Annotated in this window: 13 protein-coding genes; 6 read left to right on the top strand and 7 right to left on the bottom strand. The window is 69.9% G+C overall.

What is annotated here, in order from left to right:
• Nucleotides 1–130: 130 nt before the first annotated feature.
• Nucleotides 131–1,096, top strand: coding sequence for a COX15/CtaA family protein (locus AB0G28_RS42670; RefSeq protein ID WP_361103305.1), 966 nt, complete (start codon nucleotides 131–133; stop codon nucleotides 1,094–1,096).
• 63 nt (nucleotides 1,097–1,159) lie between these two features.
• Complete coding sequence (locus tag AB0G28_RS42665; protein WP_361103303.1) at nucleotides 1,160–2,077, top strand: acyl-CoA desaturase; 918 nt, start codon at nucleotides 1,160–1,162, stop codon at nucleotides 2,075–2,077.
• 337 nt (nucleotides 2,078–2,414) lie between these two features.
• On the opposite strand, the gene AB0G28_RS42660 is transcribed toward AB0G28_RS42665, so the two are convergent.
• Nucleotides 2,415–3,575: a hypothetical protein gene (locus AB0G28_RS42660; protein WP_361103301.1), complete on the bottom strand. Its 1,161-nt coding sequence runs from the start codon at nucleotides 3,573–3,575 to the stop codon at nucleotides 2,415–2,417.
• A 184-nt stretch (nucleotides 3,576–3,759) separates the two neighbouring features.
• On the opposite strand from AB0G28_RS42660, the gene AB0G28_RS42655 reads away from it, so the two are divergent.
• A complete protein-coding gene (locus AB0G28_RS42655) occupies nucleotides 3,760–3,933 on the top strand; it encodes a hypothetical protein (protein ID WP_361103299.1) in 174 nt (57 codons plus the stop codon).
• Here the strand turns inward: AB0G28_RS42655 and AB0G28_RS42650 are convergent, their stop codons facing one another.
• Both AB0G28_RS42650 and AB0G28_RS42645 read right to left on the bottom strand, forming a co-directional pair.
• Nucleotides 3,934–4,794, bottom strand: a complete 861-nt coding sequence (locus tag AB0G28_RS42650; protein WP_361103297.1) for a hypothetical protein — start codon at nucleotides 4,792–4,794, stop codon at nucleotides 3,934–3,936.
• Nucleotides 4,791–5,081 (bottom strand): hypothetical protein, encoded by a 291-nt coding sequence (locus AB0G28_RS42645; protein ID WP_361103295.1) that lies wholly within the window; start codon nucleotides 5,079–5,081, stop codon nucleotides 4,791–4,793. The genes AB0G28_RS42650 and AB0G28_RS42645 overlap by 4 nt, the downstream gene beginning before the upstream one ends.
• 92 nt (nucleotides 5,082–5,173) lie before the next feature.
• Here AB0G28_RS42645 and AB0G28_RS42640 point away from each other — a divergent pair, with 92 nt between their 5' ends.
• Nucleotides 5,174–6,142 carry a quinone oxidoreductase gene (locus AB0G28_RS42640; RefSeq protein WP_361103293.1) on the top strand — a complete coding sequence of 323 codons (969 nt, stop codon included), beginning with the start codon at nucleotides 5,174–5,176 and terminating at the stop codon, nucleotides 6,140–6,142.
• A gap of 57 nt (nucleotides 6,143–6,199) precedes the next feature.
• Here the strand turns inward: AB0G28_RS42640 and AB0G28_RS42635 are convergent, their stop codons facing one another.
• The 4 genes from AB0G28_RS42635 to AB0G28_RS42620 form a co-directional block, all read right to left on the bottom strand.
• A complete protein-coding gene (locus AB0G28_RS42635) occupies nucleotides 6,200–6,760 on the bottom strand; it encodes an FKBP-type peptidyl-prolyl cis-trans isomerase (protein WP_361103291.1) in 561 nt (186 codons plus the stop codon).
• Nucleotides 6,761–6,770: 10 nt separating this feature from the next.
• Nucleotides 6,771–9,002 carry an ATP-binding domain-containing protein gene (locus AB0G28_RS42630; RefSeq protein WP_361103289.1) on the bottom strand — a complete coding sequence of 744 codons (2,232 nt, stop codon included), beginning with the start codon at nucleotides 9,000–9,002 and terminating at the stop codon, nucleotides 6,771–6,773.
• A gap of 61 nt (nucleotides 9,003–9,063) precedes the next feature.
• Entirely contained in the window at nucleotides 9,064–9,630 is a 567-nt protein-coding gene (locus AB0G28_RS42625; protein WP_361103287.1) for a hypothetical protein, read from the bottom strand.
• 35 nt (nucleotides 9,631–9,665) lie between these two features.
• Nucleotides 9,666–10,646, bottom strand: coding sequence for a heme o synthase (locus AB0G28_RS42620; RefSeq protein WP_361103285.1), 981 nt, complete (start codon nucleotides 10,644–10,646; stop codon nucleotides 9,666–9,668).
• 283 nt (nucleotides 10,647–10,929) lie between these two features.
• Here AB0G28_RS42620 and tkt point away from each other — a divergent pair, with 283 nt between their 5' ends.
• Both tkt and tal read left to right on the top strand, forming a co-directional pair.
• On the top strand, nucleotides 10,930–13,032 hold the full coding sequence (gene tkt / locus AB0G28_RS42615; RefSeq protein WP_361103283.1) for a transketolase: 2,103 nt from the start codon (nucleotides 10,930–10,932) through the stop codon (nucleotides 13,030–13,032).
• Nucleotides 13,033–13,048: 16 nt separating this feature from the next.
• A complete protein-coding gene (gene tal, locus AB0G28_RS42610; RefSeq protein ID WP_361103281.1) occupies nucleotides 13,049–14,161 on the top strand; it encodes a transaldolase in 1,113 nt (370 codons plus the stop codon).
• Nucleotides 14,162–14,169: the final 8 nt, after the last annotated feature.

The raw sequence follows: 14,169 nt of genomic DNA, 5'->3' as shown, positions 1-14,169 counted from the left end.
CTCGAGGCCCGCATCGACGGCGTTCCGGCACCGATGCGCGGGTCGGTCGAGGCCGAGCTGGTGGTGCGGGAGAGCAGCCGCTGCCTGCGGGGTGTAAAGCCGGATTCCGGGGCGTTCTACCATCGAAGCCGTGCCGTTCACCAGCCTCGTCGCCCGTCTGCCGTTTCCCTCCGCCGCCGTGCAGCGGGCCGTCGGGATCGCCGCGGTTCTCGCGCAGGCGCTGATCGGCGTCACCGGCTCGATCGTGCGCGTCACCGGGTCCGGGCTCGGCTGCCCGACCTGGCCCGAGTGCGTCGCCGGCAGCCTGGTGCCCGTCGACCACCCCGGCATCCACGCGCTCAACCAGTGGATCGAGTTCGGCAACCGCATGCTGACCGGTGTCGTCATCCTGGTCGCCGCCGTCGCCGTCATCACGGCGTGGCGCGTGCAGATCGACCACCCGTCCCGCACGCGCCTGGTCAAGCTGGCCTGGACGATGCCCGGTGGCGTCGTGCTGCAGGCCGTCGTCGGCGGGTTCACCGTGCTCGCGAAGCTGGAGTGGTGGACGGTCGCGATCCACTTCCTCGCGACGACCCCGCTCGTCTGGCTCGCCGTCCTGCTGCTGCGCGCGTTCCGCGAAGGCGACGAGCCCGCCCGCCCGCTGGTCCCGGCGTCCGGCCGCGGGATCCTGGTCGCCCTCGCCGTCGTGATGTGGCTCGTGCTGGCGGCCGGCACCACGGTGACCGGCGCCGGCCCGCACAGCGGCGACATCAACACCCACCGTCTCGACGTCCCGGTCGAGGCGCTCGCCCAGGTCCACGGCGGACTCCTGGTGCTCTACCTGCTGCTGCTCGCGGTGTTCGGCCTCCAGCTGATGCGAGTCGGCGCGCCGAAGAGCCTGTGGCAGCACTACACCGTGGTCTGGGTGGTCGCGCTGGCGCAGGGCGGCCTCGGTTCGCTGCAGTACGCGCTGGGCGTGCCGGAAGCGATGGTGTCGTTCCACGTCCTCGGCGCGATGGCGGTCATCATCGCGACGGCTTCACTGTGGACGGCGAGCCGCGACCGCGGCCCGGTGACGTCGCTGACGGCCGCGCCCCGGGAGCTCACCGCCGCCTGACGGCAACGCGGGCTTAACTCGGCGTCGGCGTGCCCGTTTCGCCCGTGGGTTACTGTTCGCGCCATGACGTCGCGCACCGCGCCCAAGCCGATCATCTCCCACCGCCGGGGCACCGGCGAGATGCTCGTGCTCAAGACCTTCCTGCTGGTGCCGTTCGCGGCGCTCCTCGTCGCGGTCCCGCTGGTCTGGGGCTGGGGCATGACCTGGGTGGACCTGATCCTCGCGGCCGCGTTCTACGTCTTCGCGACGCTCGGGGTGACGGTCGGCTACCACCGCTACTTCACCCACGGCGCGTTCAAGGCGTCGCGTCCCCTCCGGGTGGTGCTGGCGATCGCGGGCAGCATGGCGGTGCAGGGATCGGTGATCTTCTGGGTGGCCAGCCACCGCCGCCACCACGCGTTCGCCGACCGCGAGGGCGACCCGCACTCGCCGTGGCTGTTCGGCACTTCGCCGTCGGCGCTGCTGCGGGGCTTCTGGCACGCGCACATGGGCTGGATGTTCGGCCGCGAGGTGACCAACGCGGACCGGTTCGCCCCGGACCTGGTGGCCGACCCGGACCTGCGCTGGGTGAACCGCTACTTCTGGCTGTGGATCACGGTGAGCCTGGCCCTGCCGGCTTTGCTGGGCGGCTTGGTCACCTGGTCGTGGTGGGGCGCGGTGACGGCGTTCTTCTGGGCCGGCCTGGTCCGCATCGCGTTCCTGCACCACGTGTCGTGGTCGGTGAACTCGGTGTGCCACTTGATCGGCGAGAGGCCGTTCGCAAGCCGCGACAAGGCGGCGAACTTCTGGCCGCTGGCGGTGCTGTCGATGGGCGAGTCGTGGCACAACTCCCACCACGCGGATCCGACGTGTGCTCGGCATGGGGTGCTGCGCGGGCAGGTTGACATCTCGGCGCGGCTCATCTGGGCCTTCGAACGGCTGGGCTGGGCGACCGATGTGCGGTGGCCGCGGGCTGAGCGATTGGCGGCGAAGCGGGTGTAAGCGGGCGCTCAGTACCCGATCGTGGCGAGCGCGCCTCCGTAACGAAAACGAATTCCACTTTTATCGTGAGTCGACTTACCGTCTACCTCAAGGAGATTCACGGTGTTCCGCAGCGTGCGCGATCGGTGCAAGAAACTCTCACGGCCTCTGGCAGCAGTAGCCGTCGCGCTGGTTCTCCTGGGAGGCGGGGCGATCGCCCCGGCGGCGACCGGGCAGGAGCCGGCAACTGTAGTCACCTCTCCCGCGGGCGCCATCGGTGGCGGTGGCGGCAGCACTGGCAACTTCGCGACCGTCGACTAGGGAAGACCCTCTCGTGACCGGCACGATTTCGCGTCGGTCACAAGGGCGACCACTTGAACGCTATGCCGTAGCTCTCCCGTGGATGGCATCCGTCCGAAAAGGTGTGCCGGACAAACCCGTCCTCGACGGGGAGCAGGTGCGGATCCCCATCCGGCGGCCGGCATCTCCGCTCGAATTCGAGTTGTTCCGCGTACCACCAGCATGCCTCGGGAAGAAAATCCGGGGCGAAGGTCAGCTGGATGGTCAGGCCCCCCGGCGCGATGCCGTGGTGGTCCACGTCGACATTGACCCACTCGTGTCTCTGCTCGAGCCGTTCGTCGAGCGCCTCGGAGACGAAGGCGTAACGCTCACCCTTCCGAAGCGTTCGGCGAAAGCGCAGACGCGCCAATCCCGGGGCACCCGGAGGCACATCACGTGAAGCGACCACGCGACACGCCCAAAGGGCCGTGACCATGAGGTCTTCCGGGGTGTGGGTCCAGCCGTTCCGAGCATGGACGAAATAGCCCTCGACGCCGTCCTCGCAGGCGACGATGTCGCGTTCGGTGATCCGGCGCCACACCGTCCGGCGGCGCATGACAGCCGTGATGTGCATGCGCTCCACGAACACGGGTTGCGCCCCTTTGGAAGCTGCCCGAGCCCGCCAGGTGGCGCGCTCATCCTGGATCTCCTCCGCCGCACGCCCGATATCGAGGTAGAACCGCCAGCCTTGCTCGTCCAGCGAAACCAGTTTCTCCGCGACGCGGGCGGCCAACGCTGTGAGCGCACAGCGCCAGGCTTGATGCATCGGAGTGGCGGTCGTGGGAGGCGGATCACCGAAGACGCCCGGCAGCAGCACCAGCTGCCGGAAACGGTCGCCCAGGGTCGCCTTCCAGACGGTTCCGCCCGGCGCCGGCGGCACCCGAAACGCCGCCATCAAGGCGTAGCGGCGGCGCGAGTTCCCGGCTGAGCCGATCTCGTCGACGATCAATCCCCACACGGCGAAGACACGCGACTCGGCCGACTCCGCGATCAACGATTCCGTCGGCACTACCAAGGAGCGAAGCACGGTTGCCGACTCACTCGCCGGTTCCTTGATCGCCTCCCGGAAGAATCGAAGTGGCTCGCCGTCCTTGCGAGTCGCCAGCCAGCGCAGCGCAGCTTCGATTTCCGCATGCGAAGTCTGCTCGTCAACCGATTCACTGTCCGTCCGGATGGTCATGACGCCCTCCGCTGCCCGACAAAGATCGACAATTCCCGAGAAGCCCGGACAACGGCGTGACCCGCGGCGACCTTCGCCCGACAACGAAAAACCTGATCCTAAAAGAAAAGATCAGTTCCGATCGGGCTTACCACGGCTCACCATTGCCTGGAGCGTACTAGTACACCAATAAAGAGGTAGCACAGTGACCAAGGGCAAGACAAGCAAACCCACCCCAGGCCGCAGTCTCCGGGAGCTGGTCAAGATCGGCCTGACCGGAATCGGCGGGCTTTACCTGATCACCGGTTCGCTGGCCGTCACCACGATCGGTGCGATCGTCGCCCTGGTGCTCGCCGCGGTGCAGGAGGCCGTGCGGTGACTACGCCAGCTGCTGCCGCACCGCCGACGCGAACCGCATCGCCGCCGCGGCGTCCGCCTGGCCGAAACCCAGTGACGGCTCCGTCAGCTCCAGCTCCAGCAGCAACGGCTTCCCGTCCGCCCCGCTTACCACGTCCACCCGGGCGTACAACAGCTCGGCCCGCAGGATCCCCAGCAACGCCGAAGCCGCGTCCAGGACGTCCTCGGCCAGCGCGAGCGCCTCCATGGACGGCGAGGCCGGCGCCAGTTTCTCCGTCAGGTACAGCCCCGACTCGTCCATTGTGGACCCGAGCATCGCGGCCTTCGTGAAAGCGTGGGAAAAGATCCCACCCAGGTAAACCAGAGCAAGCTCACCGGAAACATCCACACTGGACTGGTACGGCTGGACCATCGCCGTGTGGCCTTCGGCGTGCAGTGCCGCCACGTGGGCCGTTGCGTCCGCGCCCGCCGCGAAGCGGGCCGCGCCGCGCGAGCCCGCTCCCACCGACGGTTTCACCACGAAGTCCGACGATGGAAAAGAGGCCGGTGAGCCAGGCGGAACCAGCGACGTCGGGACCACCGGCAGGCCCGCGTCCGACAACTCCACCAGGTACGACTTGTCCGTGTTCCAGCGGACCACGTCCGCCGAGTTGACCAGCGACGGCACCGACTCGCACCACGACAGGAACTCCGCACGCCGGGACGCGTAGTCCCAGGTCGCGCGCAGGATCACGGCGTCGGCGGACGCGAAATCGAAACCGGAGTCCCACGCCGCCCAGGACACCGAGAAGCCCAGCGAAGTCAGGGCGGGCACCACGGCGTCGTCGTCGCCGTCGCCCGAGGGCAGCTCCGCGCAGCCGACCAGGATTGCCGTGCGGTTCACCGGCCCGCCATCTTGCGGCGGTGCTCCGGGCCGATCTTCGTGGCCTTGACCGTCTCCGCGTCCCAGGTGGCCGGTGCGAGGTCCTCGACCGCTTCCACCAGCGCTTCGCCGGTCGCCACCGAGGGCACCACGACGTCGCCCAGCGCGCCGTCCGCGCCCACCAGCACCACGCGTGCGCCCGCGCGGCCGATGTTCTCCACCACCGCTCGGGACGGCTTGCCGTGCGCCTTCACGAACTTGCGGGCCGCGCCCAGCTGCGCGCTGGTCGGCGAAACAGTCTCTTCCACGCCACGAACGATAACCAAGAACCGGTCCGGGCGCGGAACAGCGTGGCGTCGGCCATAGTTGCACCGGGAGAACCCGACCCCATGGAGGACCCATGCCCACCGCAGTCCAGGTGACGAAGACCGGCGGCCCGGAAGTGCTCGAACCGGCCGAAGTGGACGTCCGCGCCCCGCAGGCCGGCGAGCTCCTGGTCGACGTCGCCGCGGCCGGGGTCAACTACATCGACACCTACCAGCGTCAGGGCATTTACCCGATGGAGCTGCCGTTCGTGCTCGGCCTCGAAGGTGCCGGCACGGTCGTCGAGGCCGCCGGAGGAACCGGCTTCGAAAAGGGCGACCGCGTCGCCTGGCAGGGGTCGATCGGCAGCTACGCCGCCCGCAAGCTCGTGCCGGCGTCGGTCGCGGTGAAGGTCCCCGAAGGCGTCTCCCTCGAGACCGCCGCCGCGACCCTGCTGCAGGGCATCACCGCCCACTACCTGGTCGCCTCGACCTTCGAGGTCAAGCCGGGCCACGACGTGCTGGTGCACGCGGCCGCCGGTGGCGTCGGGCTGCTCTTGGTGCAGCTGGCGAAGGCACGCGGCGCGCGCGTGATCGGCACGGTGTCGACCGAGGAGAAGGAGAAGCTCGCCCGCGAAGCCGGTGCCGACGAGGTGATCCGCTACGACCGCGAGGACTTCGCGAAGATCACCCGCGAACTGACGAACGGCGAAGGCGTCGACGTCGTCTACGACGGCGTCGGCAAGGACACCGTCGACGGCAGCCTCGCCAGCCTGAAGGTGCGCGGCCTGCTGGCGCTGTTCGGAGCCTCCAGCGGCCCGGTGCCGCCGCTCGACCCGCAGCGCCTCAACTCCGGCGGCTCGCTCTACCTGACGCGCCCGACGTCCGGGCACTACGTCCGCACCCGCGAAGAACTGGACTGGCGCGCGAAGGAACTCTTCGACGCCATCCAGGCCGGTCAGCTCACCATCCGCATCGGCGGCAAGTACCCCCTGGCAGACGCCCGCCAGGCCCACGAAGACCTGCAGGGCCGCCGCACCACCGGCAAGCTCCTGCTGATCCCGTGAAAGCCGTGAAGGCCTCCTTACCGGTCATAAGAGCCGGTAAGGAGGCCTTCACGGACGTCAGGCGGCGGCGACCGAGACGGCGTCGGTGACGAAGACCAGGGTCTCGTTCGGCTTCATGCGCCCGCCGCCGTCGCCGTAGGCGAGGTCCGGCGGGATGATCAGCAGGCGGCGGCCGCCCTGCTTGATGCCCACCAGGCCCTGGTCCCAGCCCGGGATGACGTCACCGGCGCCGAGGTTCAGGTCGAACGTCTTGCCGCGGTCGAAGGAACTGTCCAGCTTCTGCTTGTCCGACCACGTCACCAGCAGGTAGTTCATCTGCAGCTTCTGCCCGGCCTTGGCGGGGTCGCCGGTGCCCTCGGACAGGTCCTTCGTGATCAGCTTCTTCGGCGGGTCGCAGTCGTCCGGGATGGTGATCGTCGGCACCTCACCGAACTTGCCCGTCGTCTTGACGTCCTCCGCGGTGCACTCGCGGCCCTTGCTCTGGGTCGCCTGCGCGGCGGTCGACGACGGCACGGTCGGCCCCGCCGGGGCGGCCGTCTCGGTCTTGGCCTGCTGGCCGCACGCGGCCAGCGACAGCGCCGCCGCGGCGACGACCACGATCTTCCCGATCTTCTGCATGCCGGGCACCCTAGCCAAGCACGGAGAGTGCCGGCACCTCGTCACCGGTGGTGACCACGCCGAGCCGCCGGGTCGCCCGCGTCAGGGCCACGTACAGGTCGTTGAGGCCGCGCGGCGACCCCGCCACGACCTCGTCCGGCGCGACCAGCACGACCGAGTCGAACTCCAGGCCCTTCGAGCGCTCCACCGTCAGCACGCTCAGCCGCTCGTCGTGCGAGCCGAGCAGCGCCGAAACCTCGTCGAGACGGCCGGGCGGCACCAGGACCGCCACCGTGCCACCGTCCACTTCGGACAGCTCGCGCGTCACGAGCCCGGGCAGCTCGGAGACGGAGGCTCGCACCGACCACGGCGGGACCCCGGTCTCCCGCACGGAAGACGGCGCCGACAGCTCCGAAGAAACCTCCGCGAGCACCCGCGCCGCGACGGCCATGATCTCGGCCGGCGTGCGGTAGTTCACGGTCAGCTCTTCCAGCCGCCACCGGTCCTCGACGTAGGGCGAGAGCACCTCGCCCCACGAGCGCGCGCCACCGGCCGCGCCGGTCTGGGCGACGTCGCCGACCAGCGTCATCGAGCGGTTCGGCGTGCGCCGCATGAGCAGCCGCCAGTCCATCGCCGACAGCTCCTGGGCCTCGTCGACGATCACGTGCCCGAACGTCCAGGTCCGGTCCTGCGCGGCCCGCTGGGCGGCGGTCAGCTCGCTGCGCGCCTGCTGGCGTTCGGCGAACAGCTCGGCGTCGAGGACGTCGGAGACGCGCAGCAGCTCCTCGTCGATGATCTCTTCGTCCTGTTCGAGGATGTCGAGCACGCCCTCGGCGTACGCGCGTTCCTCGCGCTCACGGCGTTTGCGCTCGACGCGGGCGTCGGTGTCGTCGACGCCGATCAGCTCGGCGAGCTCGTCGAGCAGCGGCACGTCGGCCGGGGTCCAGCGAGCGTCCCGGCCGCTCTCGAGAAGCGCCTGGTCCGAAGCGGGCAGCAGCTTCCGGGCCGCACTGGCGAGGCGTTCGCGGTCGGCGAACAGGTCGTCGAGCACGCCTTCCGGCGTCAGCACCGGCCACAGGGAGTCCAACGCCGCGGCGACGTTCTCGTCCGCGGCCAGCTCGGCGCGGATGTCGGCCAGGTCCTGCCCGTCCAGGAGGTCCTCCCCCAGCTTGCGGGCTGCCTGGCGGGTCAGCGCGTCGAGGACGTCGGAGACGAACAGGCGCCGCGCCGGGTTGTGCGGGCGCCGCGACCGGCGGGCCCGGGTCCGGGCGTCGGTGCAGGTCTTGCGGTCCAGCCGCAGCACGTCCTGCTCGTACTCGATCTCGATGACCGGCTCGGGCACGCGCTGGCGGTCGCGGACGGCGTTGGCCAGCACCTCGGCCATGACCAGGCGGCCCTTGACCTCGGTCGCCTCGCGGGATTCGACGCCGTCGGCGTCCAGGCCCGGGTAGAGCTGCCCGATGGTGGCCAGCAGCACGCCGGTCTCGCCGAGCGACGGCAGGACCTGGCCGATGTAGCGCAGGAACGTGCTGTTCGGGCCGACGACGAGCACGCCGCGGGTGGTGAGCTGCTGGCGGTGCGTGTAGAGCAGGTAGGCCGCGCGGTGCAGCGCGACGGCGGTCTTGCCGGTGCCCGGCCCGCCCTGCACGACCATGACGCCGCCCAGCGGGGCCCGGATGATGCGGTCCTGCTCGGCCTGGATGGTCGCGACGATGTCGCTCATCTCACCCGTGCGCCGCTGCTCGAGGGCGGCCAGCAGCGCGGCCTCGCCGGCCAGCCCGAGGTCCTGGCCCTGGTCGGCGGCGGTGAGGTCGAGGATCTCGTCGTCGAAGCCGGTGACCTTGCGGCTCAGCGACCGCAGGTGCCGTCGCCGCCGCACGCCTTCGGGCGACGCGGCGGTGGCGAGGTAGAACGGCCGCGCGACCGGTGCCCGCCAGTCGACGAGCAGCGGCTTGTAGTCGTCGTCTTCGTCGAACAGCCCGAGCCGGCCGATGTAGGTGGTCTCTTCGGCGCTTTCGGGGACGAAGTCGAGCCGCCCGAAGGCGAGGCCCTGCTCGACCGAGCCGAGCTGGGCGAGCCGGTCGGTGTACAAGGTCGTGGCGACGTCGCGCTCGGTGCGGGCCTGCGGGGTGCCGCCGGTCTGGCGCAGGGTCTCGTCGAGGCGCCGCTGGGCTTCGAGCCGCTCGGCGTCGAGCTTCGCGTAGAGGGTCGTGACGTACGCCTGCTCGCGAGCGAGCTCGGCGGAGAAGTCGTCCGAAGACAAGGATCCTGCTTTCGCCTCAAGGAAAAAGAGCCAACGAAGTCTAACGGCGGTCGCCGCGCGATCATTCCGTCCCGAGGGCGCAGTACGGGGAGACCTCGCTGCCCGGCGGAACGGCGGCCGGCAGCACCTGCTCCCCCGGCGTGCACGACACGCTCGCCGGCGGCAGCTGCTCGCCACCGGTGATGCGCCCGTCCGGGGCACGGAACAGCACCGCGGCGCCCCGGCTGGTCAGTGCCCGGCAGTTCTCGCTGTGATACCGGACGCCACCGGGGACGACACCGGCGGTCACCGGCGTGAAACCGCCCAGGGCCTCCCGTGCGATCCAGATCACCGGGCCGACCGCGGGACGGTCGAGCACGACGCCGATCCGCTGGCCGGGAGTGAGCAGGGGCACTTCGACGGTCCGGGAGCCGGATGTCACCGGGATCCGGTAGGCGGCGAGAGTGCTGGTGTTCTCCAGCACCGCAGCGCCGGGACCCTGTTCGGTGACGCGGACGGCCCCGCCGTCGGGCGCCGGGCCGGGGAGTGCGGTGATCTTCGCGGGGATGGCGCAGCCGGTGCCGAGCAGCCGGTCCTGGTCGAGGTCGAACCGGCCGTGACCGAGGAAGACCAGCAGGCCGAAGACCACGACCGCGGTGACCCCGACCCCGATCCGCCGGAGGATCAGAACGGCAGGCCGAGGGTCGGCAACCCGATCGCCGAGTCGACGGCCAGGGCCACGAACACGATCATCAGGTACGTGTTCGAGCGGTGGAACAGCGACATGGGCTTGGTCTCTTCCCCGCGCCGCACCGCGGCCTGCAGGCTGTGGGCGTAGAAGAGGAACCAGCCGCCGGCCAGGATCGCGAACGTGCCGTACAGCCACGACGTCACCGGGAGCAGCAGGAGCGTCCAGGCGACCATCACCCAGGAGTAGATGACGATCTGGCGGGCGACGTGCTGGGCGGTGGCGACCACCGGCAGCATCGGGACGCCGGCGCGCTCGTAGTCGTCGCGGTACTTCATGCCCAGCGCCCAGGTGTGCGGCGGGGTCCAGAAGAAGATCACGCCGAACATCACGAACGCCGGCCACTGCACGGTGCCGGTGACGGCCGCCCAGCCGATCACGACCGGCATGCAGCCCGCCGCGCCGCCCCAGACCACGTTCTGTGACGTACGCCGCTTCAGGCCGAGCGTGTAGACGAAGATGTAGAAGAGGATCGTCGCGATCGCCAGGATCGCCGAGAGCAGGTTCACCGTGAAATAGAGCACGGCGAACGAGGCGACGCCCATGACGAGGCCGAAGATCAGCGCGCCGCGGCGGGGCACCGAGTCCTTGACCAGCGGACGGCGTTTCGTGCGGTTCATCACCTTGTCGATGTCCGCGTCGATCACGCAGTTGAGCGCGTTCGCGCTGCCCGCGGCCATCGTCCCGCCGACCAGCGTGGCCAGGACCAGCCACGGCGACGGGATCTGACGGCCGGCGAGGAACATCGCCGGGATGGTGGTCACCAGGAGGAGCTCGATGACCCGCGGCTTCGCCAGCGCGGCGTAGGCGCCGACGACCCGGCGGAGGCTTCGCCGGTCACCGTGCGGTCGTTCACCGGTCGGGTGCACGGCGCTGGTGTCGTCACTGCGTCCGTGCGCAGCGTTCACCAACGACATTTCACTCCCTGCGTCAGGTTCGGGCGGGACCAGTCCGGGTAGCCGAAGAACCAGCCCTACTGAACCCTCGAACGATGTTAGACGTGGTGAATCCCGTGGGTGATCGCGGGTCCTCGACCGGTCCAAGCACTAGGCTGGCCGCGACGGGCCGCGATTGCCCCTGCGCATGGCCGCGAGCAGGAATATCGTCCCTTCGGGATCGATTGAGATAGGTAGCCGCGCGCACGGGTAACCGGAACGAGGAAGACCAGCCGCAACCATCATGACCGGGAGTTGGAGTTCAGTGTCCGAAACCGCCACTACCAGCGAGAACAACCCACTCCTCCGGCGCAACACGCCCGCCGACTGGACCGACACCGACACCCGCGCCGTGGACACCGTCCGGGTGCTCGCCGCGGACGCGGTGGAGAACTGTGGCAGCGGCCACCCCGGCACCGCGATGAGCCTGGCGCCGCTGGCCTACACGCTGTTCCAGCGGACCATGCGCCACGACCCGAGCGACCAGCACTGGCCGGGCCGCGACCGGTTCGTGCTCTCGGCCGGGCACTCCAGCCTCACTCTCTACATCCAGCTGTTCCTCGCCGGCTACGGCCTCGAGCTCGAGGACCTCAAGCAGCTGCGCAAGTGGGGCTCGAAGACCCCGGGGCACCCCGAGTACCGCCACACCGACGGCGTCGAGACCACCACCGGCCCGCTCGGGCAGGGCCTGGCGAACGCCGTGGGCATGGCGATGGCCGCCCGCCGCGAGCGCGGTCTGCTCGACCCGGACGCCGCTCCCGGCGAGAGCATCTTCGACCACCACATCTACGTGATCGCCTCCGACGGCGACATCGAAGAGGGCGTCACCTCCGAGGCCTCGTCCATCGCGGGCCGCCAGGAGCTGGGCAACCTGATCGTCTTCTACGACGACAACAAGATCTCGATCGAGGACGACACCAACATCGCGCTGTCCGAGGACACCGTCGCCCGCTACGAGGCCTACGGGTGGCACACCCAGGTCGTCGAGGGCGGCGAGGACGTCGTCGCGATCGAGGAGGCCATCAAGGCCGCCAAGGCCGAGACGCAGCGGCCGTCGTTCATCGCGCTGCGGACCGTCATCGGCTACCCGGCGCCGAAGAAGATGGGCACCGGCAAGGCGCACGGCGCCGCGCTGGGCGCCGAAGAGGTCGCCGCGGTCAAGGAGATCCTCGGCTTCGACCCGGACCAGTCGTTCGTGGTCGAGGACGACGTGCTCAAGCACACCCGCCAGGCCCTCGAGCGCGGCAAGGCCGCGCACGCCGAGTGGCAGGAGAAGTACGAGGCCTGGGGCCAGGCCAACCCGGAGCGCAAGAAGCTCGGCGACCGGCTGGCCACCCGCACGCTGCCCGAGGGCTTCGCCGACAACCTGCCGAAGTGGGAGCCGGACGCCAAGGGCATCGCGACCCGCAAGGCCTCCGGTGAGGTGCTCAACGCCCTCGCCGAGCCGCTGCCGGAGCTGTGGGGCGGCTCGGCCGACCTGGCCGAGAGCAACAACACGACGATGAAGGGCGCCGACTCGTTCGGTCCCGAGAAGGCCGCCACCGACATGTGGCAGGCCAACCCGTACGGCCGGACGCTGCACTTCGGCGTCCGCGAGCACGCCATGGGCTCGATCCTCAACGGGATCGCCCTGCACGGCGGCACCCGCCCGTACGGTGCGACGTTCCTCATCTTCTCCGACTACATGCGCCCGCCGGTCCGGCTGGCCGCGCTGATGAAGGCGCCGGTCACCTACGTGTGGACGCACGACTCGATCGGCCTGGGCGAGGACGGCCCGACGCACCAGCCGATCGAGCAGCTCTCCGCGCTGCGGGCGATCCCGGGCCTCAACGTCGTCCGCCCGGCGGACGCCAACGAGACCGCGTACGCCTGGAAGGCCGTGCTGGAGGACACCGAGCACCCGTCCGGCCTGGCGCTGACCCGCCAGAACGTGCCGGTGCTCGAGGGCACCAGCGCCGAGGGCGTGAAGAAGGGCGGGTACGTGCTCGCCGACTCCGACGGCACCCCGGACGTCGTGCTGATCGCCACCGGCTCCGAGGTCCAGCTCGCGGTCGAGGCGAAGAAGACCCTGGACGCCGACGGCGTCAAGGCGCGTGTCGTGTCCATGCCGTGTGTCGAATGGTTCGACGCGCAGGACGCGGCCTACCGCGAATCCGTCATCCCGGCCGGCGTGAAGGCCCGCGTGTCCGTCGAGGCGGGCATCGCCCAGTCGTGGCACCGCTTCACGGGTGACGCCGGGGTGAACGTTTCGATCGAGCACTTCGGCGCCTCCGCCGATGCCGCCACACTGTTCCGTGAGTTCGGTTTCACCGCGGAAGCAGTCGTCGAGGCCGCGCGCCGCTCGATCCAGAACACCAAGAATTCCTGAAGGGGATGACGCAGCAATGAGCAACGACAAGCTCGCGCAGCTGTCCGCAGCCGGTGTCTCGATCTGGCTGGACGACCTTTCGCGTGAACGCCTGAACACCGGCAACCTCGCCGCCCTGATCCGCGACAAGCACGTCGTGGGCGTGACGACCAACCCGACGATCTTCGCCAACGCGATGTCGAAGGGCGACGCCTACGACGAGCGGACCCGCGAACTCGCCGCGCAGGGCGCCGACGTCGAGGCGACCATCCGCGACCTGACGACGACCGACGTGCGCAACGCCGCGGACCTGTTCCGTGACGTCTACAACGCCACCAACGGCGTCGACGGGCGCGTCTCCATCGAGGTCGACCCGCGCCTGGCCAAGGACAGCGACAAGACGGTCGTCGAGGCGCAGGACCTGTGGAAGACCGTGGACCGGCCGAACGTGCTGATCAAGATCCCGGCCACCGAAGAGGGCCTGCCGGCGATCACGAAGACCCTGGCCGAGGGCATCAGCGTCAACGTCACGCTGATCTTCTCCGTCGAGCGCTACAAGAAGGTCATCGAGGCCTTCTTCGCGGGCCTGGAGCAGGCGAAGGCCAACGGCCACGACCTGCGCGGCATCCACTCGGTGGCGTCCTTCTTCGTGTCCCGTGTGGACACCGAGATCGACAAGCGCCTGGAAGCCATCGGCACCGACGAGGCCCTGGCCCTGCGCGGCAAGGCCGCCGTCGCCAACGCGCGTCTCGCCTACGCGGCCTTCGAGGAGCTGTTCGCGAGCGACCGCTGGAAGGCCCTCGCGGCCGACGGTGCCAACGCGCAGCGCCCGCTGTGGGCCTCGACCGGCGTGAAGAACCCGGACTACTCCCCCACCCTCTACGTCGACCAGCTCGTCGTGAAGGACACGGTCAACACGATGCCGGAGAAGACCCTCGACGCGGTCGCGGAGCACGCGGAGATCACCGGCGACCAGGTCACCGGCCGCGCTGCCGAGGCGCAGGAGGTCTTCGACAAGCTCGAGGCGGCCGGCATCGACATCCGCGACGTGTTCCTCGTGCTGGAGAACGAGGGCGTCGAGAAGTTCGAGAAGTCGTGGACCGAGCTTCTGGAGACCGTGCAAGGGCAGCTCGAGCAGGCGAAGGGCTGAAGCACGAC

The sequence above is a fragment of the Amycolatopsis sp. NPDC021455 genome (genome assembly GCF_040640995.1).
GTDB lineage: Bacteria > Actinomycetota > Actinomycetes > Mycobacteriales > Pseudonocardiaceae > Amycolatopsis.
Note: the sequence above shows the minus strand (reverse complement) of the source record. Positions and strands in the feature narration are given on the sequence as shown.